Raw genomic sequence first — 25,442 nt, forward strand, 5'->3', positions numbered from 1 at the left:
ATATTCCTCTAGGTTAAACTATGAAACTACATAGTCTTTTACAACTTTCTGGTATTAAGTGGAACGGGAAAAGAAATCCCGCGATTTTTGATATTACCGATAATTCAAAAGAAGTTAAAAAAGGAAGTCTATTTTGTGCCATAACCGGGTTTTCCTTTGACGGAAACGATTTTGTAGAGGAAGCTGCTAGAAAGGGAGCAGTAGCTATACTATCTGATAACAAGAAAAAATCTGAAGTTCTCTCCAGAAAATTATCAATTCCTGTCATTTATGTTAAAAACCTAAGGGAAAAATTGGGAATAATAGCTTCACACTTTTTAGGAAACCCTTCAAAAAAGATAAAAGTAATAGGTATTACTGGAACTAACGGAAAAACCACAACGGCTTATATACTTTACGAGGTTTTAAACAAACTTGGCGTAAAAACAGCAATCATAGGAACGGTTGAATACGGAACCCCTGAAAATAGAAAACCTTCTACGAGAACAACTCCAAGTCCTATTCAATTCCAAAAACTTTTAAAGAAATTTCTCGAAGAAGGTGCAGAGTTTGTAGTTTCAGAAGTTTCATCCCACGGACTAGCTTTACATAGAGTAGCAGGAGTTTTCTTTACAGGATCAATATTCACGAACCTTACCCAAGATCACTTAGATTTTCATAAAGATCTTTATGAATATTTTCTAGCAAAAGAGAAACTTTTTTTCATCACCAAAGAGTTTGGAATTGTAAACATTGATGACAGTTTCGGGAAAGTTCTAGCGGGACTAAGACACATATTTCCCTGCAAAATTATCTCTTTCGGCAAAGATGGAAAGGTAAGAATAAAATCCATAGTTTCTAAACACTCTTTTCAGGAAATTTACATAGAAACAAAAGGGCAAACTTACAGAGTAAAAACCAATCTCATAGGTGAATTTAATGCTTACAACGTGGCAGCAGCATTTTCTTGTTTAATCAACGTAGGGTTTGAAGGAAAGGAAATAGAAAATCTCTTCCACGGTATAAAGGTTCCCGGCAGAATGGAGGAAGTGGAAAACGGAGTCTTTGTTGACTATGCCCACACTCCAGATGCCCTTTTAAAGGTTTTAAAAACTCTTTTCACTCTAAAGAAGGGAAGAATAATAACCGTTTTTGGATGTGGAGGAGACAGAGATAGAGAAAAGAGAAGTTTAATGGGAGAAGTTGCAGAAAAGTTCTCAGATAAAGTTATAATTACAAACGACAATCCTAGAAGTGAAGACCCGAGAGAAATCGTAGAAGATATCCTAAAGGGAATTAAGGATAGATCAAAAGTAGAAGTTGTTCTTGACAGGAAAGAAGCAATATTTAGAGCTTTACAAGAGAAAAAAGAAAAAGACATTGTTCTTATTGCCGGTAAAGGACACGAAAACTATCAGATTATAAAAGACACAAAGTTTTACTTCAGCGATAAAGAGGTCGTAAAAGAGTTCTATGGATGCAAAGGAACTAGCAAAGATTGTTAATGGCAGACTAAAAGGAAGTGGCTTTGTCAAATCGTTTGAGTTTGATTCAAGGGAAGTTAAAGAAGGAAGTCTTTTTGTTCCAATAAAAGGGAAAAGGGACGGACACCTGTTTATCGACGATGCTTTTTCAAAAGGTGCAGTTGGAGCTTTTAGCGAAAAGAAGTTTTTTAAAATTCCAGAAGGAAAGTTTATAGTAGAAGTAGAAAATACCTTTTCTGCCTTCTTAAATCTTGGAAAGTGGAAAAGGGGTAATTTTTCTGGAAAAACTATAGCCATTACAGGAAGCGTTGGAAAAACCACAACGAAAGAGCTTATAAACTTTGTCTTCGAAAAGTTTTTTACAACATATAGAAATAAGAAAAGTTTCAACAATGTTTTGGGAATTGCTTATACCCTTTCCAATCTTCCTCTTAATGCAAAAGTCTATATTCAAGAGATCGGCACGAATAAAAAAGGGGAAGTGGCAGAGCTTACATCCTTTGTAAAACCCGAAATTTCTGTAATCACCACTGTAGAAAAGGCCCATATGGAGGGATTTAAGAGCTTTAACGAACTTTTAGATGAAAAGTTTTCAATTACAGAAAACACCTCCTTAGCAATAGTTCCTGAAAAGTTAAAAAGTTTTTCAAAAAGTAACGAAGTTATAACCTTTGGAAGAGATGGAGACGTAAAACTTAAGAAGGTTTTCTTTAAACCGGATAGCACAGAGTTCGAGATTGAAGCATTTGGAGAGAATTTTTTAATTTTTTCACAAGTTCCTGGATTTGGAATCGTTAATGCAACCTTAATTTTGTTAGGACTTTCTTTCATTTTCGATCTACCAAGAAACGAGGTAGTTGATCTCGTAAAACACTTTTCACCACCGGAAAAAAGGCTTAATGTAGAGAAGCTGAACGGAATAGTACTTATTGATGATTCCTACAATGCCAATCCAAAGTCTATGGAAAATGCAATAAGAGTTCTATCCTTACAACCTTACCCAAAAGTCGCCGTAATAGGAGAAATGTTAGAACTTGGAAAAGAATCGAAGGTAGAACACAAGAACTTAGGAAGGTTACTTAACCGTTTTAAAATAGATGTTGGCGTTTTCTATGGCGAAGAAACGAAACACGCTTTTAGAGAATTTGAAGGCAATAAGTTCTACTTTACAAGGAAAGAAGAATTAATTAAATTTGTAAATAAGTATGATTTTCATGGAAAAGTTGTTCTTGTCAAAGGTTCGAGGGGAAACCGCTTAGAAGAAGTTTGTGAAATTCTAAGAAAGAGGTATAAAGATTGAGGGTGGCTGTCGTTTTTGGAGGACCATCTCCAGAAGCTGAGATTTCAAAGAAAAGTGCTAAAAGTGTTGTAGAAGCCTTACATAAGAAGGGATATCAGGTTTTTGAGGTAGAACTTAACGAAAATATAGTAGAAAATCTAAAAAAAATAAATCCAGATAAAGTTTTCTTAGTTCTTCACGGGTCTCCTGGGGAAGATGGCACTGTTCAAGGACTTTTAGAGATCACAGGATTTAAATACACAGGTTGTAATACTCAAACGAGTGCAGTCTGTATGGATAAAGATATCACAAAAAGAATCTTAAAAACTTACGGTATTCCTGTACCAAGTGGAGAAACCTACTTTAGGGGAGACGAAGTAAATTGGGTTGAGTTTCCTTGTGTAGTTAAACCTGCAAGAACTGGTTCTACTGTTGGAATAAACATTGCTAAAGATGAAGAAAGTTTTCAAAAAGCAGTTGAAGAAGCTTTTAAATACGATACAAAGATCATCGTAGAGGAGTTTATTGAAGGAAAAGAAATTACTGTTGCTGTTCTTTTCGGAAAAGTTTTACCTCCGATAGAAATAATCACAGAAACGGGTTTTTATGACTTTGATTCCAAGTATAAGAAAAAAACTACTTCCTACAAGATACCTGCTGAACTTTCCAAAAGACTTGAGGAAAAGATTAGAAAACTGGCAGAGAAGATTTATAAAGTATTAGAGTGTAGAGGAGCTGTAAGAATTGACTTTAGAATTGACGAATTTAACATTCCTTATGTTCTTGAAGTAAATACCATTCCAGGAATGACTGAAAGAAGCCTTCTACCCAAGGCAGCAAAATTTTACGGTATAGAATTTGAAGACCTTGTAGAGGAGATTTTAAGAGGGTGAAAAAGCTAATTTTCCTTGTCATAGTCCTTTTCCTAGTAGGTATTAGTATTTACGGTTTTCTAACAGCTCCGCAAAAGGTAGAGAAGATAAAGTTAGAAATAGAAAATGGAAATGGAACTTGGGAACTTCAGATAAGTCAGTATGTTTTTCCTCTTGTAAGACCAGGAGAAACGGTAGATATTGAGGAGTTAGAATATTTGAAAAGAACTATAGACTCTTTACCGTGGGTAAAAGATAACAAAATTTTTTTTAACGCAGGAACTCTAATAATAAAAGTTAAAGAAGAAAAAGTTGCTTTTTCTCTCTTTTATAATGGTTATACCTATTTTTTGAACGATGAAGGATTTGTTCTTGATAAAAAGGAAGGATTTGTACCTCAAAAACCCATTTACTACTACAAAGGAAAATCTTCTCCGTTTGTTTTAGTAAATAGTTTCTTTAAACTAAAAAATTTAATAAAAATGGAAATTTCTTTGCTGGAAGAACGTTTAAAAGAAACAAAAATCTATCTACTAAACCCTGAAATAATATTAACAGATATAGGAATTAATTTGGTTTTTCCAAAAACAAAAACAATTATTTATTTAGATAATAGCGGGAACTCTTGGAATAATTTTCTACGATTTGATAGAATTGCAAAAGGACTCATACCTGGAATCTACGATTTTCGCTTTTCTAACCTGCTCATAAGAGGGAGGAATCAATGCTTGAACAAAAAATCTTAACCATAGATTTAGGAACATACTCAATAAGAACTGCATTGTCGGTAATATCATCAAGTGGAAAAAAGAACATAACAATCACAACTGTTCCCTCGAGGGGAATAAAAAGTGGAAATATTGTGAACTTTCAATCAGCTGCCGAATCTTTAAAAAGTTGTCTTAACAAACTAAAGTTAGAAAGTTCAGAAACTCTTCCTCCTGAAGCATACGTTCTAATTACTGGAGCTCACACTTTAAGTTTTTCCGTTGAAGCTACAATAACTTTTCCCGGAATACAAACCATCTCTTACAGTGATGTTAACGAGGTTAAGAACAAAGCAAAGAGAGAACTTCTAAGACAGTTTGGTCATACAGTAAGAAGCCATTATGAGGTAATCCACATAATACCTCAGGAATTTAGAATAGAGAATCTTTCAGGAATTCAAAATCCCATAGGTCATAATGGAAGAGAACTTACTATGAAAGCTTTTATAGTCCTTGCTACCAAATCTTCTATAAGAACGATTGAGACTCTTTTGAGAGAAGTAAATTTAAGGCTTAAGGGGGTTGTTCTTCAATCCCTTGCAGCTTCCTACGGTATAAGAGACAAAAGAAGCTATTTCAACAACAACTTAGTCCTTTACATGGGAGCAGGAAACGTAGAGTATCTCTACTTTAGAGAAGATAAGCCAGTTTTGAGTAAACACATACCCTTTGGCACAGAGGACATAATAGATTTTTTAATTAGAAAGTTGAAAGTAAGCAGAAAGGAAGCTGAAAGACTTTTTAAAGAACATGGGACGGCTTATGCTTTAAATGTGAACACAGAAGAAGTTATAACTATAAACTACGGAACGGTTCAAAAGAATATTCCCAAGATAATAATTCCTATTTTCATCCATATGCAACTTAAAAAACTATTTAAGGACATTAAGAAAGAATTAAACCAAAAAGATCCTTTATTCATTAGTGAGCTAAATCGAATTTACCTCTGTGGAGGATTATCTAAGCTAAAAGACCTAGATCTTCTAGCTTCAAAGATACTTAAAGCACCGGCAATTCTAACCGAGACACAGGATGAGAATCTAAAGGATCCTGAACTTTCACCTGTAGTCGGAGTAACAAACTACGTTCTTTCACTGAAAAACAGGGAAAAACTTTCAGATATAAAAGAAGACTTAACCAAGGAGTATCCAAAGAAAAACTTCTTTGCACAAATTTGGCGGTTTATTACGGACTTGATATAAAGTACACGGAGGAAAGATGTTTGACTTAGCAGAAGATACATTTTTAGGACCGGTTATAAAAGTGATTGGTGTTGGGGGAGGAGGCGGAAATGCTGTCTCAAGAATGTTTGAAAAAGGGATAGAGGGAGTTGAGTTCATCGCCATAAACACTGATGCCCAAGTACTTTCCAAAATTTCCGTTCCGATAAAAGTTCAAATAGGAGAAAAACTAACCAAAGGGCTTGGAGCTGGAGGGAAACCGGAAATTGGAGAACAGGCAGCTCTTGAAGATGAACCTAAAATCAGAGAAGTTCTTCAGGGAACGGATATGGTATTTATAACAGCTGGAATGGGAGGAGGAACAGGAACAGGAGCTGCCCCAATCGTTGCAAAAATTGCAAAAGATATGGGAGTTCTAACTGTTGGAGTCGTCACTAGACCTTTTGATTTTGAAGGTAGAAGAAGACACGAGTATGCCGAAGCTGGAATCAGAAGACTTAAAGAGTTTGTAGATACCTTAATGGTTGTTCCTAACCAGAAACTTCTTACCGTTGCCCCAAAGAGCATGAGTATATTAAACGCTTTTAGGCTAGCTGACAACGTCCTTTACCAAGCTGTAAAAGGTATAACAGAAGTTATAACAAAACCTGGACTTATCAACCTTGACTTTGCTGACGTTAAGACTGTAATGCAAAGCGGTGGATATGCTTTAATGGGAACTGGAGAGGCAAGCGGAGAAGAAAGGGCTTTAACTGCTGCAAGAAAGGCGATAGATAATCCTCTTCTTGAGAACGTTCAGGTAGAAGGGGCAAGTAGAATTCTAGTTAATATCACAGGTGGTTCGGATCTAACCCTAGATGAAGCTTACGCCGCTGCTGGACTAATAAAAGAAAGAACGAAAAGGGACGATACAAACTTTTTCTTTGGAGTTAGCATAGACGAAAACCTAGAAGATACTATACAAGTTACAGTTATAGCAACAGGCTTTGATGAAAAAGGAAGACCTATCTTTGGAAGAGAAAGAAACTATTTCACCCAAGCAGAACAGAAGGATATATCTTTTGACGACGTATCAAAACTCTTAGAGGAACTGAAAAAGGAAGATTGAAAAAGAAAACGGAGGATTATTCGAATTATTTATGTCTAAAGTTATCCTTATAGATGAATGTTGCCATTTAGAGTTTAAGGAAGGGGATCTCAAGGTTTGTTTAGTCTATCCGGGAGAAACAAAAGTAGGACTTTCAAGTTTAGCAATTCATAGAATTTACTCTATTTTAAATTCTATTGAAGGAATAAGTTGCGATTTATTTTTCTTAGATTCCGATTACTCTTTCTTTTTAGGCGAGGATCTTCTCTCTTTCGACGTCATTGCCTTTTCTATTACTTATGAAGAACATCTCTTTGTAGTAGCAAAATTTTTATACAAAAACGGTATTCCCCCTCTAAGGTCAGATCGGAAAGAAGGAGAATACCCTATAATTTTTGGTGGAGGAATAGGACTTTTTTACAACCCTACTCCTTTTTTGCCAATCTTTGATGTTGTTTACTTGGGGGAAGCTGAAGGAAGACTTGAAGAAGTTATAAAGAAACTTTCTGAAACAAACCTTGACATTGAATCCTTAGATGAATTTGACAACATTATAGTCAGTAAAAATTACAAATTTTTCTACGATGGTTACTTTGTAAAAGAAATAGTCGGAAAGAGGAAAAGAATTTTTCGGTCTCCAATTTTTAGTAAAACTCCTTCACACTCTTGTTTCCTGACAGGAGACACAGCTTTCAAAGATATGTTCTTAATAGAACTTAGCCGTGGCTGCATTGAAAAATGTCGCTTCTGTGTAGCCTCATACATGGGACTTCCCTTTAGAGAAAAAGATATTGAAGTTGTTGAAGAAGAAATAAAAATAGCTTCAAGGTATGGAGACAGAGTCGGTCTCATAGGGGCGGGAGTTTCGGACTACTCAAAAATGAAAGAACTTTTGGAAATTTTGAAAAAATACAACATGAAAGCCTCTTTCTCTTCTTTAAAAGCTTCATCTTCCGAAGAATATGTTTTCAAGATTATAGAGGAGTCCAAACAAAAAACTATTACGATAGCACCCGAAGCTGGAACAGAAAGGTTGAGATTTGCAATAAACAAGAAAGTTCCTGATGAAAGGTTCTTTGCATTTGCTGAAAAAGCTCTTCAGAGTGGGGCTGAAAATATAAAGCTTTACTTCCTAGTAGGACTCCCGAGCGAAACCCAAGAAGATCTAGAAGGAATAATTGAAATGGCAAGATCTTTTAGAGAATTAGCTTTAAAATTTTGGAAAGAAAGAAAAAGAACAGGAGAAATTCATCTTAGTGTAAATCCAATTATAGCAAAACCTTTTACTCCATTCCAGTGGTATGGAATGAACAGTAAGGGAGAAATTGAGAGAAAGTTAAAGTTTTTGAAAAAAGGAATTTCAAAAATCCCTAACGTCAAGCTTACCCACGAAAACGTTAAAGACGCAATAATGCAAGCTATTATTGCAAGAGGAGACACAAGAGTAGGAGAAGCTGCAGTTGTATCTGCCGTTACAAATACCAATATTAGAAGAAGTTTAAAAGAAAAAGGGTTAAAACTTGACGAACTTTATACTAGAGAAAGGGAAAAAAACGAGATCCTACCTTGGGAAATTGTAGAAAGCGGAATAAATAGAGAGTATCTTTGGAGAGAATACCAAAATACTTTTAGCGGAAAATCCACTCCTACCTGCTTTAAAGGTTGTAAGCTTTGTGGTCTTTGTAATTGAGAAATTTAAATGCAAATTCGCAAAATTTTTCATTAGGAAAAGGTAAAAATAGACAAAGAGAAGACTATAATGAAAATGAACAAATACGGAAGTTGGGAGTTAATCAAGTGCAAGTTTTCCAAAGGACTATAGAGAGGGAAACTACCTTTAGTGGAATAGGTCTTCACACAGGGAAGAAAGTAAGCGTAAGGTTATCCCCTGCTCCTCCGGATACAGGAATAGTGTTCATAAGAGTAGACAAACCTGGTTCCCCTTCCATTAAGGCTAGTCCTAAATATCTTTCAAAACTGTTTTACGCAACAAACCTCTCTAATGGAAAAATTTCCATACACACCGTAGAACATCTGATGGCAGCTCTTTCAGCTTTTGGAATAGACAATCTTTTTGTCTACCTTGATTCTGAAGAACTTCCAATACTTGATGGAAGTTCTGCTCCCTATGTTTATCTTTTCGAGGAATGCGGAATAAAGAAGCAGTCAAAAAAAAGAAAGTATGCAAGGTTAAAAAAGGAAGTTCTGATTGAACACGAAACAAAGAGAATAAAGGCAGAACCGGCAAGCGAACTTGTAATAGATAACACTATCTCCTTTGACCATACTTATAAGAAGATAAGATACCAAAGACTTGTCTATACCCATTCCCTTGAAAACTTTAAAGAAATATCCAAAGCAAGGACGTTTTGCTTTGCCCACGAGGTTGAATTTCTAAAATCACAGGGATTAGCAAAAGGAGGAAGCTTAGAAAACGCTATTGTCATCGATAAATACGACATATTAAACGAATCGGGACTTCGAATGGAAAACGAGTTTGTTGCCCATAAAACTTTAGACTTAGTAGGAGATCTATACATCCTCGGCTATCCACTTCTAGCAAGGATTACAGCTTATAAAACTGGACATGCACTTAATGCCATGTTGGTTAAAACCATTTACGAAAATAAACTGTTTGAAGTTGTTGAGTTTGAAGCAAGAGAAGACGGAAAGCTTTCCCCAGTAGTTCTTGATGAAGCTATTGCCACTAATTGAGAGTAACTAGTAACGGTAAAAATCTATTTCAAAAATCGAAGAAACAGCAGTTCTGATGAAGTTTCTTTCTCCTTCTGAAAGTTTTTTATCCCTTATGTAGGTAAGTAAAAGTGGTAAGAATACCTTTATTCTCTCGTCCCTTATTTTTTCTTTAAACCTAAAACAGAAATAGAGAATATTCATCTTTGTTTCAAAAGGAAGTTGCCAGTTAAATGCTTTACTTACCATTTCATCCAAGACCTTTTGAAAAAATTTCTCTGGAATGGAAACTTTAGAAAGGGCAGCTATTGAGTAGTTAAGGTAAAGGATGTCCTCTTTCCTTCTCAATGTACACCTTTTTAGAATAGAAAGAAGTTCTAATATGAATTTCTCCCTTTCTTCTTTACCAAGGCTTTCTTGTTCTTGAACCAGCTTTTCTATAACGTAAAGTCCCTTTAAATCCCTTTTGTTAAAAAGTCCCCTTAGAGCTTTAAGAGAAAAGTCCATCTTTTCTCCTTTACAAGAGAAGAAAGTCCTTTGCCCTTTATCCAAGCCAAAGTCTATCTTTTTAAGAACTGTCCTAAAAACAGGATTTAAGAGAGATGCCTTTAAAAGTTCTTCTTCTTTGAATTCCTTTACTGGAATTGGAAATATTTTCTGTAAAACTTCCTTAAATGGAAAAGTAAGTCTTCCTATTAAAACTATCTCTTTAACAGGAGGTCTCTCTTTGAAAGTTTCCTCAAAACTATAAAGGCTTAAGACAATAGAAGAAGACAAGTCTTTGGGTTTTTCAACAAAATCCCCGTAATTGGTTTCACCTGCATAGGGAGAAATAGCAAGTTTTATTTCTTCTTCAGAAATCTCTCTTTTGTAGTCGTCAAACTCTATTACTCTACTACCCTTAAAGAGAACTTTGGCTGCAAAACTTCTAAACTTATCAAGGACTATTCCCCTTAAACCTTCCTTTCTCAGCTGGGTATTTGAAATTCTTTTCTCAAGTAGGTATCTATTGAAAAGGTAGTTTCCAAGTCCATCAACAAAATGGTATTCTCCGATTGGTATTATTACAACAAACTGTCCCCCAATAGATACAGAGGTTTTCTTATAACCAATGTTTACAACTAAAGTCTCTCTATTAAAGAAGTTAAAATCGTAATATATAGAAAAATTTCTAGTGAAAGAGTTTCTAAAAAGATTTCTTATTAAAAATGTCGGTTTTCCGTATAGATACCCTGGCAAGATTATCTCTCTAAAAGAGCTTGCCGATACACCAAATAGGGCAAACTCCAGTATGTCTATAGCATCGTAGTAAATATTTCCAAGGTAGAGATACTTTGTCTTGTCAAGGTTATCAAGAATAGACAAAAGTTTTCGCTTTACTTCTATTGGAACTGTTTCATAATCAATACCAACCTCTTTTAAAAAAAGGTCTTTAATTTTAAAAGTTCCGTCTAAAGAAACCGACTCAGGATATCCGAAGTATACCCTCAAAATCTTACTACCTCGCGGTTAAATGCATGAAATTTTCCATCTTTTAAAGGATAGCCGTGAACAAAAACTGTTCTTTCTGGCGTAAGTCTTTCAATTAACTTTTCTAATTCAGCGTGCCCTGAATGGGCAGAGAAGTGGTGTTTTTTCAGTTCACACTTGAAAGCTTTGAAAATCCTCTTATCGTTAAGAAGTTTATAACCAAAACTTTCTTCAACCATGTATCCACTAAAAACTATGGCGTTTTTACCGTTTTTTGAAAGAATAGATGCATAAACGTAAGAAGGGGTTCCTTCCATGAGCATTCCTGAGGTTGAAACGATACAGTCAGCCTCCCGAAGATTTTCTTCACACGCTTCCAAGAAGTTAAGTCCATCGTAAGTAGGCGCAGGTTGAACAAAGTAGTTAAATAGTTTTCTATTAAGAAGGTTTTCGTAGATATTTGAAACTTCTCTTGCAAGACCGTCAACGTAAACTGTAATTGGAGGAAGTTTTCCACTCTTCATACCTTCTGTTAGAAGGAGAATTATCTCTTGAGCCCTTCCAAGGGCAAAAACTGGAATTAAAACTTTTCCTTTCCTTTCAAAAACTCTGATGAGAGTTTCGTAAAAATCGTTTATAGCTTTTTCTCTGTCAAAACTTCTGTTTGAGTAGTAATAGGTGCTTTCGGTTACAAGAAGGTTTGGGGATTCTGCCGGGAGAACTGCACCTTTTACGGTACTTTGTGGACTTAACGATATATCACCGGTATGGTAAATAGATTTATTGTCTTCGTACTTTATTACGATAGAAGCAGCACCTAAAATATGACCAGCCGGTAAAAATTCTACTTCAATATCTTTTATCTTAATAGCATCAAAAAAATCCCTTCTTTCAATTCTTTTAAAAGCTTCATCTAGAAGTTTATACTCATTCCACTCTGCTAAGGAGTTCTTTTCCTTTATGTACTTAACCTTTATCGCATCCTCAACCATTAGAGAAAGAAGCTGAGCTGTTTCGTGTGTCGTGTAGATCGGGGTTTCAGGATAGAAGGAGGAGAGAATATGAACACTTCCACAGTGGTCAACGTGGGCGTGAGTAATAAATATCGCATCAAGAGAAGGAGCAATGTTCTTTAGAAGTTCAAAATCTGGATAAGGATCTTTTGGGTTAAACCTTATTCCAGAATCAACTAAGATTCTTACATCGTCTACAATATAAAGGTAAGCACTAGCCCCTATTTCGTTTCCGCCACCAATAGGTATCAGAAGGTTTTCCATGGAAAGTAATTAAATACCATTTAAAATACAAAATCAACAGGCCTACCACATCTTGGACATTCTCCACTCTCAGGAAATAAGACTTCAACGTCGTAGCCTATTCTCCTTACTAAAATTTCTCCACAGAGAGGACAGTGGGTAGATTCCCTCTCTGGTTCTATTACATTACCAACGTAGACGTAGTAGAGATATTCTTTCGTTACATCGTAAGCTAAGTTCAAAACTTCCAAAGGTGTTGGAGGAGTATTCATCAATTTGTAAGCTGGAAAGAATCTTGAGTAGTGTATAGGAACATCCCTTCCCAAGTTTTCTGAAATCCACTTTCCAAACCTTTCAAAGAAATCTTCTGTAAATTCATCAAAACCAGGGACTATAAGTTTTGTTAACTCTAAGTGTTTACCAGCTTTTCTAATCTCTTCACAAACTTTCCAAACGTTTGGATTTGGAAATGAAGAAAATTTTGAATAGTATTCTTTATCCATTCCTTTTAAATCAACGTTGAAAGCATCTATAAAGGGCAAGATCTCCCTTAGAGCATCTATAGATATGTTGCCGTTGGTCACCATGACGTTAACAAGTCCAGCTTCCTTTATCCTCTTAGCAGTATCTTTTACGAACTCAAACCAAATTATCGGATCGTTGTAAGTATAGGCTATACCGATAGACCCGTATTGCTTTGCGTATTCTACGGCAATCTCTGGCAAAAATATTTCTCTTTTTGTCTCCTGCCTTGATATTTCCCAGTTTTGGCAAGATTTACAGTCAAGGTTGCAACCGTTTGTTCCAACCGAGAGTATGACAGACCCCGGATAAAAATGGTAAAGCGGTTTTTTCTCTATAGGATCATAAGCAAGGGACGTAATTTCTCCATAAACGGTTGTGTAAAGTTTACCTCCTCTATTTTTTCTAACAAGACAAAATCCCTGTCCACCATCTAAGATTGTGCAGTTTCTTGGACATAAAGTACATCTTACCTTATTGTCTTCCAAAGGTTCCCAGTAATCTGCTAAGACAGTTAGCATAATTCCCTCCTTCGTGTTCTTACTTTTTAATTTAACCTACAGTGTAGAATTTGGAATACGAAAAAGATATATTTTTACTCTTGAGGATTAATTGGATATTAAGTATATAATGGAGATTAAGGTTGATTGGAATCTTGGAAAGTATAGGAAGAGTTGTCATTAATCTCTTTGAATTCTGGGGAAGTTGGCTAATAATTTCACTAAAAAGTCTAACCTTGGCTTTCTCAAAACCTTTCAGGATCAAACATTACTTACACCACCTTGCAAATATTGGAGCGGGATCTTTACCTGTCATTGCCATTACGTCCCTTTTCACGGGAGGAGTTATTGCCCTTGAAACGTATGAAGCCTTCCATCAGTTTAACGCTGAGTTTATGATCGGAGGAGTTGTTGCCATATCTATGTCAAGGGAAATGGCACCGGTTCTTACAGCACTTCTTCTAACTGCCCGATCAGGATCTGCCATGGCAGCAGAGATTGGAACAATGAAAGTAACTGAACAGATAGATGCCTTACGAATGATGGCTGTTGACCCGATTAAGTACTTGATCACACCAAGGGTTTATACATCTATCATTGCTGCTGTTCTCCTAACGATAATATCTGATGTAGTGGGTTACGTTGGAGGATATGTAGTTAGCGTGATGACTTTTGATATAAACAAGGTTCTTTACATGAAATACACTCAAACTCTTGTAGATTTTGGAGACGTTATTCATGGACTTATAAAAGCAGCAATTTTTGGACTTTTAGTATCTACGATTAGTTGTTTTTACGGGTACTTAACAAGAGGAGGAGCAAAAGGAGTAGGAGAATCTACAACAAAAGCGGTAGTAGTATCTTCTATCGCTATTCTCGTTTCAGACTACCTAATAACCTTCATACTGAGGTTCTTAAATCTATGAAAGAGGCCATTGTAGTTAAGGATTTAAAAAAGTCTTTTGGCAAAAAGGTTGTTCATAACGGGGTAAACTTTACTGTTTACGACGGAGAAATTTTCGTAATAATGGGACCATCGGGAACAGGTAAAAGTGTTCTTCTTAAGCAGATTGCAAGGTTAATAAAACCTGATAGTGGTAAAATAATTGTTTACGGAATGGACGTTTTAAATCTAGAAGAAGAGGAAGAAACTGCGTTTAGAGAAACCCTAACTTACGTTTTCCAAAGTGGAGCCCTTTTTGACTCTCTTCCTATTTGGTACAACGTTTCTTTCTATCTAATAGAGAAAAAAGGAATAAAGGAAAAGGAAGCTCGGGAAATTGCCAAACATTACCTTTCTCTTCTAGGATTAAGAGAAGTGGAAGATCTATTTCCCTCTGAACTTTCAGGAGGAATGAGAAAAAGGGTTGCTGTAGCAAGAGCCCTTTGTATGAATCCAAAGTGTATCCTTTTTGATGAACCAACATCTGGTCTTGATCCGGTTATGACAACAGTTCTTGATAGGTTAATCCTAAGGTTAAGGAATGAGTTTAAAAAAACATGCGTGGTTGTAACCCATGATGTAAACAGTGCTTTTAGAATAGCTGATAGGATCGCGATTCTTTGGAATGGTAAGGTTGTTCAAATTGGAACTCCAGAAGAAATAAAGAATTCTAAAAACAAGGTTGTGAAGCAGTTTATAAGTGGAGAAATCGAAGGACCTATCACAAACTCTTTGGAGAGAAACGATGGGTAAACTGTCTTTAGAAGCAAAAGTTGGTGCATTTGTTATTTTAAGTTTTTTAGGACTTGGAGTGATAGTAGCAAATCTAAATCCCTTAAAGTTTCAAAAAGCAGCCCCTCAAAGCTGTTGTTACTACCTTCTTTTTAGAAATGTAGCAGGTCTAGAGAAAGATGCCCCTGTAAGGGTTGCAGGAGTAGAAGTTGGTAGAGTAGAAAAGATAGACGTGAAAGGAACTCTTGCAGAAGTTAAGGTTATTTTCTTTAAACCAATAAAGGTCTATAAAAATGCTAAAGCACGAATAGAAACCATGGGACTGATGGGAGAGAAGTACATAGAGTTCTATCCAGGTTCCCCTCCAGCTCCTCCACTTACACCGGGAACGGTGATAGAAAATACCCAAAGTGTAGCCTCTATGGATGAACTCCTACTGGCTCTTTACGAAACTGTAGAGAACTTTAACAAGGCTTTAATAACTTCCGATGGAAAGAACAGGTTAGCAATTATAATGGAGGAAGTTTCCCACCTTACCTTAACTGTAGATCAGACTGTTAACACTTTAAATCAGGTGATAGAAGAAAATAGGGATGCGTTAAGAAAAACTCTCCAAAACGTATTGGCTTTATCAATGGCACTAAACGAAGAACTAACCCAAGTACTTGATAACGTAAACTCCTTAACAGTTCAATTATCAGAAATGGTATCAGAAAACAGAGAAGATATTAGAACCGTTGTGGTAAACCTTAAGAAAGTTACTGAGAAATTACCTGAGCTTACACAAAAGGCAGAACTTATTTCTAAAGAATTAGAAGAAACGATAAAAGAAAGTAAAGGGAACATTCAAGAAAGTCTTCAAGATTTAAGGTTTTTAGCAGGAAACCTAAAAGAGGTTTCTAAGGATATAAAAATTTTAGTTTCAAAAATAAATGAAGGGAACGGAACGATTGGAAGACTTGTAAACGATGATACCCTCTACAGGAGCGTTTCAGATACAGCAAAAACTTTAGGAAAATTAGCAAGTAAATTTGAGGAAACAAAGACCTATATAGGCTTCAGTGGAGATGTAAACACCAAAACAGGAGATACAAGGGGACTCCTTACCTTTAAAGTTGTTCCATCAGAAGACCATTACTACTTACTTGAAGTTGTTGGAGACTCTCAAGGAAAAGTTGATAAAAAATACTACTACGTTACCAGTGGAAACAGCACTTCTTTAAGAAAAGAAATAGAAAGAAGTTATCGCTTAGAACTTACGTTGCAGTACGCTAAAGTTTTTAGAGACAGATTGCTTTCCAGAAATGGCAAATTTGTTTTAAGGGGAGGATTAAAGGAAAGTACAGGAGGGGTAGGTCTCGATTACACCATAGGGAAGTATACTCTCTTTTCAGACCTTTGGGATTTTGGAAGAGAAGACGAAGATGGAAAAGAAATTCCACCTCACCTTAGGGTAGGTTTAAAATACAACATTAGCGATAATTGGTTCTTTTACCTTGGAGGAGATGAACTTCTTTACAAAGATTACAGAGGATTTTTCTTAGGAACAGGATTACTGTTTGGAGACGAAGACCTAAAATATCTACTTACTTCTGTTCCAGCTGGAGGATTTTAATGATAGTTGTGATTGATTACGGCATGGGAAACTTAAGGAGCGTTAGCAAAGCTTTGGAGTTTGTAGGAGCTAAGGTAGAGGTAAGTGAAGATCCACAGAAACTAAAAGATGCAAAAGGTTTGGTTCTTCCTGGCGTTGGAGCTTTTAAAGATGCCGTTAAGAACTTAAAGGAGAAAAAACTTTGGGACGCGATAATAAAAGAAGTAGAAAAAGGCAAACCTATTCTAGGTATTTGTCTTGGACTTCAGCTTCTTTTTGAAAAGAGTTATGAATTTGGAGAAACGGAAGGGTTAGGACTTATAGAAGGTGAAGTTGTAAAGTTTGAACTTCCAAAAGATTTAAAAATTCCCCATATGGGCTGGAATCAAATTGAAAAGAAAAAGGAATCTGAACTTCTTAATGGAATAGAAAATGGAGAGTTTTTCTATTTCGTTCACTCTTACTATGTGAAACCAAAAGACGAAAAGGTTAAACTTACAGAAACAGAATACGGAGTAAAGTTCACCTCCTCAATTGAAAAAGACAACATTTTTGCCACTCAGTTTCACCCTGAAAAGAGCCAAAAGGTTGGCTTAAGATTACTTGAAAACTTCTTAAAAGTAGTTGAGAGGGCATAAAGATGAGAAGAAAAGGGTTTACCTTGATTGAACTTATGGTCGTTATTGTTATTTTAGGACTTCTTGCTGCTCTTGTAGCTCCAAAGTTCTTAAAGAGAGGGGAAGAAGCAAAACTAACAACGACTCAAGTTCAAATGAAGAACATAGAACAAGCGTTAAAACTTTATAAACTCCACAACTCATCTTATCCAACGACAGACCAAGGACTCAAAGCCCTTGTTGAGAAACCTGAAAGTGAACCTGTTCCTAAAAATTGGAAAGGTCCATATCTTGAAAACGTTCCTAAGGACGCTTGGGGAAACGATTTTATTTACATCTCAGATGGAAAACACTTTATTCTCATATCGCCCGGAGCTGATGGAGAAGAAGAAACAGAAGATGACCTAAAAGTGGAAGGGTAAAGTAATGGTTATATACGGCATAAACCCTGTAGCAGAAGCAATAAGGTCAGGATATCCTGTTCTGAAAATATACGTTGAAGAAAACTTTAGAGATAGAGAAAGAATTTTACCTTTAGTAAGAAAGCAGGGAATAAAGGTAGTAAAGGTTAACAAAAAGAAACTTTTTGATGTAGCAAAAACGGAAAAAAATCAAGGCATTGTAGCTGTTGTTTCTCCAGTAGAACCCAAAAGCTTTGAGGAACTTGCAAAAGAAGCTATTGAAACAAAAGGATGTCTTCTATTCCTTGATAGAATAGAAGATCCCCACAATCTTGGGGCTATCTTTCGTTCAGCTGATGCTTTTGGTGTAATAGGTTTAGTTCTTCCGAAAGATAGAAGTGCCACTATTAGTGATACAGTAGTAAAAGCATCAACGGGAGCTGTTTTTTATGTTCCGTTTTCTATAGTTTCCAGTTTCTCGAACGCCCTAAGAAAGTTCAAAGACATGGGCGGTTGGCTTGTTGGTCTTGAGGCAGGGGGGAAAGATATAAGCAAATATTCATTTCCTTTTCCTTTGGGGCTTGTAGCAGGTTCGGAAGGCAAAGGTCTTTCAAGGACAACCTTAAAACAGCTGGATGACGTAGTTTCAATACCGATGAGGGGACATGTAAATTCTTTAAACGTTTCAAACGCTGTAGCAATAGGTCTTTACTGTGTATCTATGCAACTATAACTTTTTGGTCTTATCTTTTTAGTTAACAACTTTTTAAAAGAGGAGGAAAAATGGAAAACCTTAAAGGTAAGATTGTTTTTATTCAGACAGCTGGAGGTGAAAGCGTTATTCCTTCTTCAGGAATTATTGGCATTTTGGAAGAAATAGGAGAGGACTACCTTAAAATCAAAGATGCCGGCGTTTTTGCCCTTTTACCGACAACTAAGGGAGCACAGGCAACAATTATGCCTCTTGATCCAACAGCAAACGAACCAGTAGAAGCTTACATTATGAAATCTCAGGTAGTTTCTGTTGTTCCTGTTGGAGATAGATCCAAGTTAAAAGAGTTTCACCAACAGTTTAAAGCAGCAGCTGCCGGGATAGAACTTGCAACTCCAGGTTCCATAGACCTTTCTAAGATTAAAGAGTTTCCTAAAGGAGGAAAAGGAGGACTTTCCATTACATGAAAATAGAGGATCTTCTCTTTTCCCTTCCCCTTCCTGTTGCCCTCACCGACGGGGAAGGGAGAATATCTTACGTCAACCAAAAAATGGAAAGTTTCTTAAATAGATCCCTAAAATACTTAAAAGATAGAAAACTTTCAGAATTTTTCAAAAACAAAAAGGATATAGAAGAACAAATAAAAAAGTCCTATACAGAACTTCTTGAAATTTTCGGTTTTAAGGACAACGGTCATTATTTAACTTTCGCTCCTTTGTACATTTCTTCTAAGGTTGAAGGAGTTATTGTTATAGTCCAGCAAGATACTAGCCCTTTTGAAAAAGATATTACCCTTTTCTTGAAAGGAATTTCTCACGAAATAAGAAACCCTTTAGGAGGCATTAAAGGGGCAGCTAAACTTTTATCTACACTAAAAAGTTATGATAAAGAATTGGTCTCTGTAATCCTTGAAGAAACAGAAAGAATAGAAAGGTTTCTAGACAATATTGTAAAAGCTTTTGACTTTTCCAAACTGAGCTTTTCAAGAAGAAATATCCACGAAATCATTCAAAGTGTCGTAAAACTTTTTGAACACGAAATAAAGAGGCACAAAGTCAAAGTTGTTTACAATTTTGACCCTTCTTTACCTGAGATTTTGTTAGATTCAGACAAAATTACTCAGGCAATAATAAACATCTTTAAGAACGCTTTAGAGTCCCTTACCGATGCTAAAGATAAATTGATAAGAATAGAAACCGGTTATGCTATTCAACCGTCAGGATTTATTTTCATTAGGATAGCAGATACAGGCTGTGGAATGGACGAAGAAGAACTTAAGAACTTTTTCCTGCCGTTTTTTACAACTAAGGAAAAAGGAACTGGACTTGGAACTTTTATTGCTAATGAGATAGTAAAAGGACATGGTGGAGAACTAAAAGTTAAAAGTGAAAAAAATGTTGGAACAGAAATAACAATTTTCTTACCAATGAGAAGGAACGATGGCAAAGATTTTAATAGCAGATGACGAAAAAAGTATAAGAGTCGTCCTAAGAAAATTTCTAACATCGCTGGGACACAAAGTTGTAGAAGCAGAAGATGGCGAAAAAGCTTTGGAAATTTTAAGGGAAGAAAAACTGGACTTAGCTTTTGTTGACATAAGAATGCCAAAGTTAAGCGGGCTTCAAATTCTTGACAAAGTGAAGGATGTTCCGGTAGTAATGCTAACGGCTTACGGCACAATGGATTACACAGTTCAAGCTATTGAAAAAGGAGCAGTTGAATATATTACAAAACCTTTTTCTTTGGAAGAGATAAAAGAACTTCTTGAAAGAATTTTGTCTTGTCATGAGAAAGAGGAAGAAGAAAACATAGAAGGGCAAGATGAAATTGTTGGAACAAGCAAGAAGATGCAAGAGGTTTTTAAGTTTATAGGAAGAGTTGCTAAAAGTGATGCAACAGTTCTAATCTTAGGAGAAAGTGGCACGGGAAAAGAACTTATCGCAAGAGCTATCCATAGGTATTCGAATAGAAAAGATAAACCTTTTGTTGCTGTAAACTGTGCAGCTTTACCTTCAAATCTTCTTGAAGCAGAGCTTTTTGGCTACGAGAAGGGAGCTTTCACTGGAGCGTTTTCAACAAAGAAAGGGCTTTTTGAGCAAGCTAACGGTGGAACGATATTTTTAGACGAAATAGGAGAATTGGAGCTTTCTTTACAGTCAAAACTTTTAAGAGTTTTGCAAGAAAAAGAGATAAGACGGGTCGGAGGAAATAGAACAATAAAGGTTAATATTAGAGTTATAGCTGCAACAAATAAGGATTTAGAAGAAGAGGTAAGAAAAGGAAATTTTAGAGAAGATCTTTACTACAGACTTAACGTAGTAAGTATTTCTTTACCTCCATTAAGAGAGAGAAAAGAGGATATAATTCCTCTTGCTCAATACTTCATAAGGAAGTTCTCTAAAGAATTTAAACTTCCACTAAAAGAGCTTTCGTCCAAAGCTAGAGATTGGCTCTTAAACTATTCCTTTCCGGGAAATGTAAGAGAGCTTGAAAATATGATTCTACGTGCAATGATTCTTTCTCCAGTTGATGTCATAGATGTTGAAGATCTAAAACCAAATTTAAATGCGAAACCTTCCTTTTCCATCGATGAGGCTATAAGAAGTTGGATAAAGTCTTTGAAAAACGAAAGAAACCTTTACGATATCGTTATCAAAAAAGTGGAAAAAATCCTAATTTCTGAAACTTTAAAGAAATGCGATTACAATCAAGTTAAAGCCGCGAAGGTGCTTGGTATCCATAGAAATACCTTAAGAAAGAAAATTAAGGAGTTAGGAATTGAAAGATGAAAATTAATTTTCCTCTATCAGTTTTAATTATATTATCCTTATAATAAGGATACAATATTATGTTAGATAAGCATTGACTAACCTAAGCATATGACCTATTATTAATCCTTAGCAGGTTAGAAACATGAGGAGATGCGAAATATTGGATAAAGTTAAAAGGCAAGTAATACTTTGTCAGGATGGGTCTCCGTTCGTCCCACAGTATCCGGGTGGGATAAACGTTGCAAGATGTAATGGATGTGGCGAGTGTGTAAAGGTTTGTTCTCAAAACTGCATAGAACTTCAAGAAATTAAAGGAAAGAAAGTAGCAGTTATTGTTTCTCTGGAATACTGTATTGGCGATGGAATGTGTAAACTCGTCTGTCCAAACGATGCTTTCTTGTGAGGCTTTAACTGTTCCTCCAGTTTGGAGGACTTAGAAATTAAAGAAGAAGATCTTCTTTCGGATGAGAATGGAAATTATGCTTATCTAACTTTTGGAGGGCATCTTTATACTCCAAGTTTCCTGCAAGCAATCGATGTTAAAAGTTGTGAGAAGTGTGAAAAATGTTTAGACATGTGTGAAACCAGAGACCTTGACAATGAAGGGAATATAATTCCTGCTTTTCCGGAACTTTGCAATGGTTGCAGACACTGTGTCCATGTGTGTTCATCAAAAAGTATAAAAGCTTCCCCAATTCCCTTGGAAGAAATGATAAAGCGCGTGAGAAAAAGGAAACTAACTACAGATGTTAAACCTTAGCGCCGTAACTTCTATAATCTTGATGATGTCTGGATGATCCTGCAAGAAACGTTTCAAACTCTTTAAAGATAAAGGCTTCTTCGGCTTAACCATAATTTCCAAACATTTAGGGTTCTTAATGAAGCTAATTAACGGATAGGCAATTCTTTCTCTAAAAACTGGATTATTTTCTGCGTTCTTTTCTATAGCTGTGATAAATCTCTCTTTTAGTTCTTCAGGAGTCTTTCCTTCCTGTCTTGCTTCATATTCTAGAAAAGTTCTTAGAAGACCTAAATCTTTATACTTTAGCGATAAATAAGCAAGTTCTATTTTTCCAATCAAGTATCTGTTAAGGGTTTTTCCTTTTAAAAATTTTTCCAATCTTTCTCTGGTTAAGTTTTTCAGAGAAACGGATAATTGAAAATTAGCAAGATTTTCAAGGTGGGTTGTAAGATACGAGAAGAAAATGTCATCTTCAAACAAATAGCCTGCCTGGAAGTCAACTTCTAAAAGATTTTCGGAAAGCCCTAAGGTTTTTAGAAGTCCAGAAACAACAGGAAAGCCGGGAGGAATTATTAAACCTTCAACATTAACTTTTAGACTTTCTGGAAGTTCTTTCTTTCTCGCAAATAGTGGTAAATCAATGGTGATTCTCCTTACAAAAAGATCTATACCAAATTCCGAGGTTTTTAGATTCTTGATAACAATTTCATTGGAAAGTAGGTAATAATTTAAATCACTATAGGAAACCTTTATAGGCAACGTGGAAATTTTTGCATCAAGCTTTTCTTTTATCTTACTTTCAACAAAACTTTCTAAAGCTAAATAGGAAGAAAGGAGAGTAAGAAGAAAAAAAAGAAAAGTAAAAATCCACCTTGTCATCTTTTTTACCTTAACTCCTTGCTGATTTTATGAACAGTATCTACCAAGAACTTTGCTTTTTTAGGATCTGTAGGTGGCAGGATTCCGTGTCCAAGGTTAAATATGTGTCCTTTAGCTTTTAAACCCTCTTGCAGTATCTTTCTAACTTTTTCCTCGATAGTTTTTTCATCTGCAAAGAGAGCTACTGGATCGAGATTTCCTTGAATTGATTTATCAATCTTAGAAAGTACAAAGGAGATTTCCGTTTTCCAATCAAGCCCAATTACATCAACGTTTAGTTTGTTGTTTACTTCTAAAAGGTGGGCTGCATTAACTCCAAAGTGAATTATAGGAGTCTCTGGATGTCTTTTCTTTAATTCATTAACAATTCTTTCTGTATATGGAAAAACAAACTTTTCATAATCTTCTTTTGAAAGAACTCCCATCCAAGAGTCAAATATTTGAATTAAATCAACGCCAGCTTTGATTTGAGAAGAAAGGTACTCTATGACTGTTTCCGTAAGTTTTGACATAAGGGCATCCCAGAGCTCTGAATTATTCCACATTGTAGATTTGGCTGCAATGTAGTTCTTAGAACTTCCACCCTCTAACATATAGCTTGCCAGCGTAAATGGAGCTCCAGAAAAACCGATTAGAGGTCTATCGGTAAGTTTTTTCTTTATCAACTGGATAGTTTCAAGAACGTAAGGAAGATCTTCAGAAGGGTTTGGAACTTTAAGCTTTTCAACATCGCTAATAGTTTCAACTTTCGGCTCTAAAACAGGGCCTTTACCTTCGACAAAGTTAACGCTTATTCCCATTTTTTCAACAGGAACTAAGATATCAGAAAAAAGAATAGCTGTATCAACGCCAATCTCTTCAATTGGTATCAAAGTAACTTCTGCTGCGAGTTTGGGATTTTTACACAAATCCATAAAGCTACCAGCCTGAGCCCTTATTTTTCTATAACGTTCAGAGTATCTTCCTGCTTGTCTCATAATCCATATTGGAGTATAGTCGGTCCTTTCTCCTCTTGCAGCTTTTAAAATTGGATGGTCTTTCATCTTTGAACTCCTTTTTTAGGTAAGTCTTCAAGAATTCCTTTTTTTCTTAACTCCAATTTTCATTTTGATAGGAACGTAATTACAGATTGGATCTTCCTGCATGTAGTCCCCATATTCCCAGTAAGCCCTTACTCTACAACCATTGCATATTTTTACATATTCGCAGCTGCCGCACCTACCTTTAAATTCTTCTATCTTTCTCATATCTTGCATTATCTTTGACTCAAACCAAGCTCTGTGGAATGGAACTTCAAAAACGTTTATATCCGAAATAGGGAAATAGCTACAAGGTTTTAGCCATCCGTGGCAGTCAATGTAAGCGATGTACTGTCCAGCTACGCACCCCTTCCCGCCACCAGTTCCAAAGACAAGATTTCTTCTTTTAAGATCTAATCCGTCCCTTTTAGCATTTTGGTTAAAGATTCTGTAATAATGGGGAGCGCAAGTAGGTCTTACTAAAATGGTATTATCCCCTTTCAAAATTAACTCTTTCTCAAGCTCATAATGCCAGTTTAGCCAATATTCAGATTCTTTCTCATCTAAAAGTTCAGCGTTGGCTTCTTCTCCTCTTCCAACAGGTAAAACTAAAAACATGTACCAAGCTCTAGCACCAAGTTCTCTTGCTTTTTTGTAAACGTTTGGAATGTCAAAAGCGTTTCTCTTAGTGAAAGAGGAATTTATGAGAAATGGAATGTTGTGCTTTCTAAAAAGTTCTGCTGCTTTAATTACTCCTTCAAAAGCTCCAGGCTGTTTTCTAAAGTCGTCGTGAATTTCAGCAGTTGAACCATCAAGCGATAAAGAAACCATTTTTATTCCGACTCTTTTCATTTCTCTACAAACTTCATCGTCAACAAGAACTCCATTTGTAGCAATACACATTCTAAAACCTTTTTCTGTTCCATAAGCAGCAATGTCCCAAAGGTCTTCTCTTAAAAGAGGTTCTCCACCGGTTAGAACAACTGTCGGTTTGGAGAGTTTTCCAATATCGTCAAGAAGTTTCTTTGCATCTTCAAAAGAAAAATCTCCTTGTTCAGACTCCATAGTAGAAGAAGAACGGCAATGAATGCATTTTAAATTACAACGCCTTGTAACTTCCCATGCTATCCATTTAGGTAAAAACTCTTCTTTTGTTGCCATTTTAACCTCGAATTTAAACATTTTGAGAAAATAAGTTTATCAAACTTTCTAAAAGGGGATTTTAATTGGAATTGAAAACAAGAGAAACTAAAAAGAAGAGAAAAAGGAAGGAACCCTTATCCCTCCCTCACAAGAACTTCTAGCTTCTTAGCCTGTTCAGCTGCAGTTAAAGCATCTATCATTTCATCAAGTTCACCATCAAGAAACTCTTGAAGGTTATAAAGAGTTAACTTTATTCTATGATCTGTTACTCTACCTTCAGGGAAGTTGTAGGTTCTAATCTTTTCGCTTCTATCCCCACTTCCTATTTGAGAACGTCTTTCAGAATCAAGCTTTTCTTTTTGTTGTCTTTCGTAATATTCCTTTAACCTTGCCCTTAAGATCTTCATAGCTTTTATACGGTTCTGAATTTGGGAACGCTCATTAGAACAGGTAACAACTATTCCGGTTGGAATGTGAGTAATCCTTACAGCAGAGTCAGTAGTATTTACGTGCTGACCACCAGCGCCAGAAGAACGGTATGTATCAATTCTTAAATCCTTTTCATCAATGTGAATGTCAACTTCTTCTGCCTCTGGAAGAACAGCAACCGTTGCAGTAGATGTATGAATTCTTCCTCCTGACTCTGTAACAGGAATTCTCTGAACTCTATGGACGCCACTTTCGTACTTGAGTCTGCTGTATGCACCTTTTCCAGAAATGGTAGCCACAACTTCTTTAATTCCACCAAGTCCGGTCTCGTGAAGGGAGATAATTTCTACACTCCAACCTTTCTTCTCT

General features: G+C 35.9%; 26 protein-coding genes. 19 read left to right on the plus strand and 7 right to left on the minus strand.

From position 1 onward, the window contains the following. The first annotated feature begins 20 nt into the window (after positions 1-20). The 8 genes from ABGX27_02735 to lpxC all read left to right on the plus strand — a co-directional run bounded on the left by ABGX27_02735 (position 21) and on the right by lpxC (position 9,364). Positions 21-1,484: a UDP-N-acetylmuramoyl-L-alanyl-D-glutamate--2,6-diaminopimelate ligase gene (locus ABGX27_02735; protein ID MEO2068407.1), complete on the plus strand. Its 1,464-nt coding sequence runs from the start codon at positions 21-23 to the stop codon at positions 1,482-1,484. Next, entirely contained in the window at positions 1,453-2,763 is a 1,311-nt protein-coding gene (gene murF, locus ABGX27_02740) for a UDP-N-acetylmuramoyl-tripeptide--D-alanyl-D-alanine ligase (GenBank protein MEO2068408.1), read from the plus strand. The genes ABGX27_02735 and murF overlap by 32 nt, the downstream gene beginning before the upstream one ends. A 2-nt stretch (positions 2,764-2,765) precedes the next feature. Continuing rightward, positions 2,766-3,635: a D-alanine--D-alanine ligase gene (locus ABGX27_02745; protein MEO2068409.1), complete on the plus strand. Its 870-nt coding sequence runs from the start codon at positions 2,766-2,768 to the stop codon at positions 3,633-3,635. Further along, complete coding sequence (locus ABGX27_02750; protein ID MEO2068410.1) at positions 3,632-4,360, plus strand: hypothetical protein; 729 nt, start codon at positions 3,632-3,634, stop codon at positions 4,358-4,360. Before ABGX27_02745 ends, ABGX27_02750 begins: the two co-directional genes overlap by 4 nt. Further along, entirely contained in the window at positions 4,339-5,583 is a 1,245-nt protein-coding gene (locus ABGX27_02755) for a cell division FtsA domain-containing protein (GenBank protein ID MEO2068411.1), read from the plus strand. The genes ABGX27_02750 and ABGX27_02755 overlap by 22 nt, the downstream gene beginning before the upstream one ends. A 16-nt stretch (positions 5,584-5,599) precedes the next feature. Continuing rightward, the gene (gene ftsZ / locus ABGX27_02760) at positions 5,600-6,670 is read left to right on the plus strand and encodes a cell division protein FtsZ (protein ID MEO2068412.1); all 1,071 of its coding nucleotides are present in this window, start codon (positions 5,600-5,602) and stop codon (positions 6,668-6,670) included. A 31-nt stretch (positions 6,671-6,701) separates the two neighbouring features. Further along, a complete protein-coding gene (locus tag ABGX27_02765) occupies positions 6,702-8,339 on the plus strand; it encodes a radical SAM protein (GenBank protein MEO2068413.1) in 1,638 nt (545 codons plus the stop codon). A gap of 107 nt (positions 8,340-8,446) precedes the next feature. Further along, entirely contained in the window at positions 8,447-9,364 is a 918-nt protein-coding gene (gene lpxC, locus ABGX27_02770; GenBank protein MEO2068414.1) for a UDP-3-O-acyl-N-acetylglucosamine deacetylase, read from the plus strand. A 6-nt stretch (positions 9,365-9,370) separates the two neighbouring features. Here lpxC and ABGX27_02775 read toward each other — a convergent pair whose 3' ends face one another. Genes ABGX27_02775 through amrS form a run of 3 tightly spaced genes read right to left on the minus strand, consistent with a single transcriptional unit; the run spans position 9,371 to position 13,112 of the window. Next, positions 9,371-10,834, minus strand: coding sequence for a hypothetical protein (locus ABGX27_02775; GenBank protein ID MEO2068415.1), 1,464 nt, complete (start codon positions 10,832-10,834; stop codon positions 9,371-9,373). Beyond that, a complete protein-coding gene (locus tag ABGX27_02780) occupies positions 10,831-12,090 on the minus strand; it encodes an MBL fold metallo-hydrolase (protein ID MEO2068416.1) in 1,260 nt (419 codons plus the stop codon). Before ABGX27_02780 ends, ABGX27_02775 begins: the two co-directional genes overlap by 4 nt. Positions 12,091-12,110: 20 nt before the next feature. Further along, positions 12,111-13,112 carry an AmmeMemoRadiSam system radical SAM enzyme gene (gene amrS / locus ABGX27_02785; protein MEO2068417.1) on the minus strand — a complete coding sequence of 334 codons (1,002 nt, stop codon included), beginning with the start codon at positions 13,110-13,112 and terminating at the stop codon, positions 12,111-12,113. A 122-nt stretch (positions 13,113-13,234) separates the two neighbouring features. Here amrS and ABGX27_02790 point away from each other — a divergent pair, with 122 nt between their 5' ends. The 11 genes from ABGX27_02790 to ABGX27_02840 all read left to right on the plus strand — a co-directional run bounded on the left by ABGX27_02790 (position 13,235) and on the right by ABGX27_02840 (position 21,621). Continuing rightward, positions 13,235-14,017 (plus strand): ABC transporter permease, encoded by a 783-nt coding sequence (locus ABGX27_02790; protein ID MEO2068418.1) that lies wholly within the window; start codon positions 13,235-13,237, stop codon positions 14,015-14,017. Then, complete coding sequence (locus ABGX27_02795; protein MEO2068419.1) at positions 14,014-14,787, plus strand: ATP-binding cassette domain-containing protein; 774 nt, start codon at positions 14,014-14,016, stop codon at positions 14,785-14,787. Before ABGX27_02790 ends, ABGX27_02795 begins: the two co-directional genes overlap by 4 nt. Next, positions 14,780-16,381, plus strand: coding sequence for an MlaD family protein (locus ABGX27_02800; GenBank protein ID MEO2068420.1), 1,602 nt, complete (start codon positions 14,780-14,782; stop codon positions 16,379-16,381). The genes ABGX27_02795 and ABGX27_02800 overlap by 8 nt, the downstream gene beginning before the upstream one ends. Further along, positions 16,381-16,998: an imidazole glycerol phosphate synthase subunit HisH gene (gene hisH / locus ABGX27_02805; protein ID MEO2068421.1), complete on the plus strand. Its 618-nt coding sequence runs from the start codon at positions 16,381-16,383 to the stop codon at positions 16,996-16,998. The genes ABGX27_02800 and hisH overlap by 1 nt, the downstream gene beginning before the upstream one ends. 2 nt (positions 16,999-17,000) lie before the next feature. Beyond that, complete coding sequence (gene gspG, locus ABGX27_02810; protein MEO2068422.1) at positions 17,001-17,399, plus strand: type II secretion system major pseudopilin GspG; 399 nt, start codon at positions 17,001-17,003, stop codon at positions 17,397-17,399. Positions 17,400-17,403: 4 nt separating this feature from the next. Continuing rightward, positions 17,404-18,111 carry a 23S rRNA (guanosine(2251)-2'-O)-methyltransferase RlmB gene (gene rlmB / locus ABGX27_02815; GenBank protein MEO2068423.1) on the plus strand — a complete coding sequence of 236 codons (708 nt, stop codon included), beginning with the start codon at positions 17,404-17,406 and terminating at the stop codon, positions 18,109-18,111. A 50-nt stretch (positions 18,112-18,161) separates the two neighbouring features. After that, positions 18,162-18,557: a hypothetical protein gene (locus ABGX27_02820; GenBank protein MEO2068424.1), complete on the plus strand. Its 396-nt coding sequence runs from the start codon at positions 18,162-18,164 to the stop codon at positions 18,555-18,557. Continuing rightward, positions 18,554-19,555: an ATP-binding protein gene (locus tag ABGX27_02825; protein ID MEO2068425.1), complete on the plus strand. Its 1,002-nt coding sequence runs from the start codon at positions 18,554-18,556 to the stop codon at positions 19,553-19,555. The genes ABGX27_02820 and ABGX27_02825 overlap by 4 nt, the downstream gene beginning before the upstream one ends. Further along, positions 19,530-20,879, plus strand: a complete 1,350-nt coding sequence (locus ABGX27_02830; GenBank protein MEO2068426.1) for a sigma-54 dependent transcriptional regulator — start codon at positions 19,530-19,532, stop codon at positions 20,877-20,879. The genes ABGX27_02825 and ABGX27_02830 overlap by 26 nt, the downstream gene beginning before the upstream one ends. A 142-nt stretch (positions 20,880-21,021) precedes the next feature. Then, positions 21,022-21,264, plus strand: a complete 243-nt coding sequence (locus ABGX27_02835) for a 4Fe-4S binding protein (GenBank protein MEO2068427.1) — start codon at positions 21,022-21,024, stop codon at positions 21,262-21,264. 21 nt (positions 21,265-21,285) lie between these two features. Then, positions 21,286-21,621: a hypothetical protein gene (locus ABGX27_02840; protein MEO2068428.1), complete on the plus strand. Its 336-nt coding sequence runs from the start codon at positions 21,286-21,288 to the stop codon at positions 21,619-21,621. Here ABGX27_02840 and ABGX27_02845 read toward each other — a convergent pair. From ABGX27_02845 to ABGX27_02860, 4 genes are all read right to left on the minus strand, one after another. After that, positions 21,598-22,482 (minus strand): hypothetical protein, encoded by an 885-nt coding sequence (locus tag ABGX27_02845; protein MEO2068429.1) that lies wholly within the window; start codon positions 22,480-22,482, stop codon positions 21,598-21,600. The two genes, ABGX27_02840 and ABGX27_02845, sit on opposite strands and share 24 nt — an antisense overlap. A gap of 5 nt (positions 22,483-22,487) precedes the next feature. Then, positions 22,488-23,525 (minus strand): uroporphyrinogen decarboxylase, encoded by a 1,038-nt coding sequence (gene hemE / locus ABGX27_02850; GenBank protein MEO2068430.1) that lies wholly within the window; start codon positions 23,523-23,525, stop codon positions 22,488-22,490. Between the two features lie 27 nt (positions 23,526-23,552). Further along, the gene (locus ABGX27_02855) at positions 23,553-24,662 is read right to left on the minus strand and encodes a radical SAM protein (protein MEO2068431.1); all 1,110 of its coding nucleotides are present in this window, start codon (positions 24,660-24,662) and stop codon (positions 23,553-23,555) included. 116 nt (positions 24,663-24,778) lie between these two features. After that, positions 24,779-25,442: peptide chain release factor-like protein (locus tag ABGX27_02860; GenBank protein MEO2068432.1), on the minus strand; the 664-nt coding region annotated here is incomplete at its 5' end.

Source organism: Desulfurobacteriaceae bacterium, from assembly GCA_039832905.1.
Taxonomy (GTDB): domain Bacteria; phylum Aquificota; class Aquificia; order Desulfurobacteriales; family Desulfurobacteriaceae; genus Desulfurobacterium.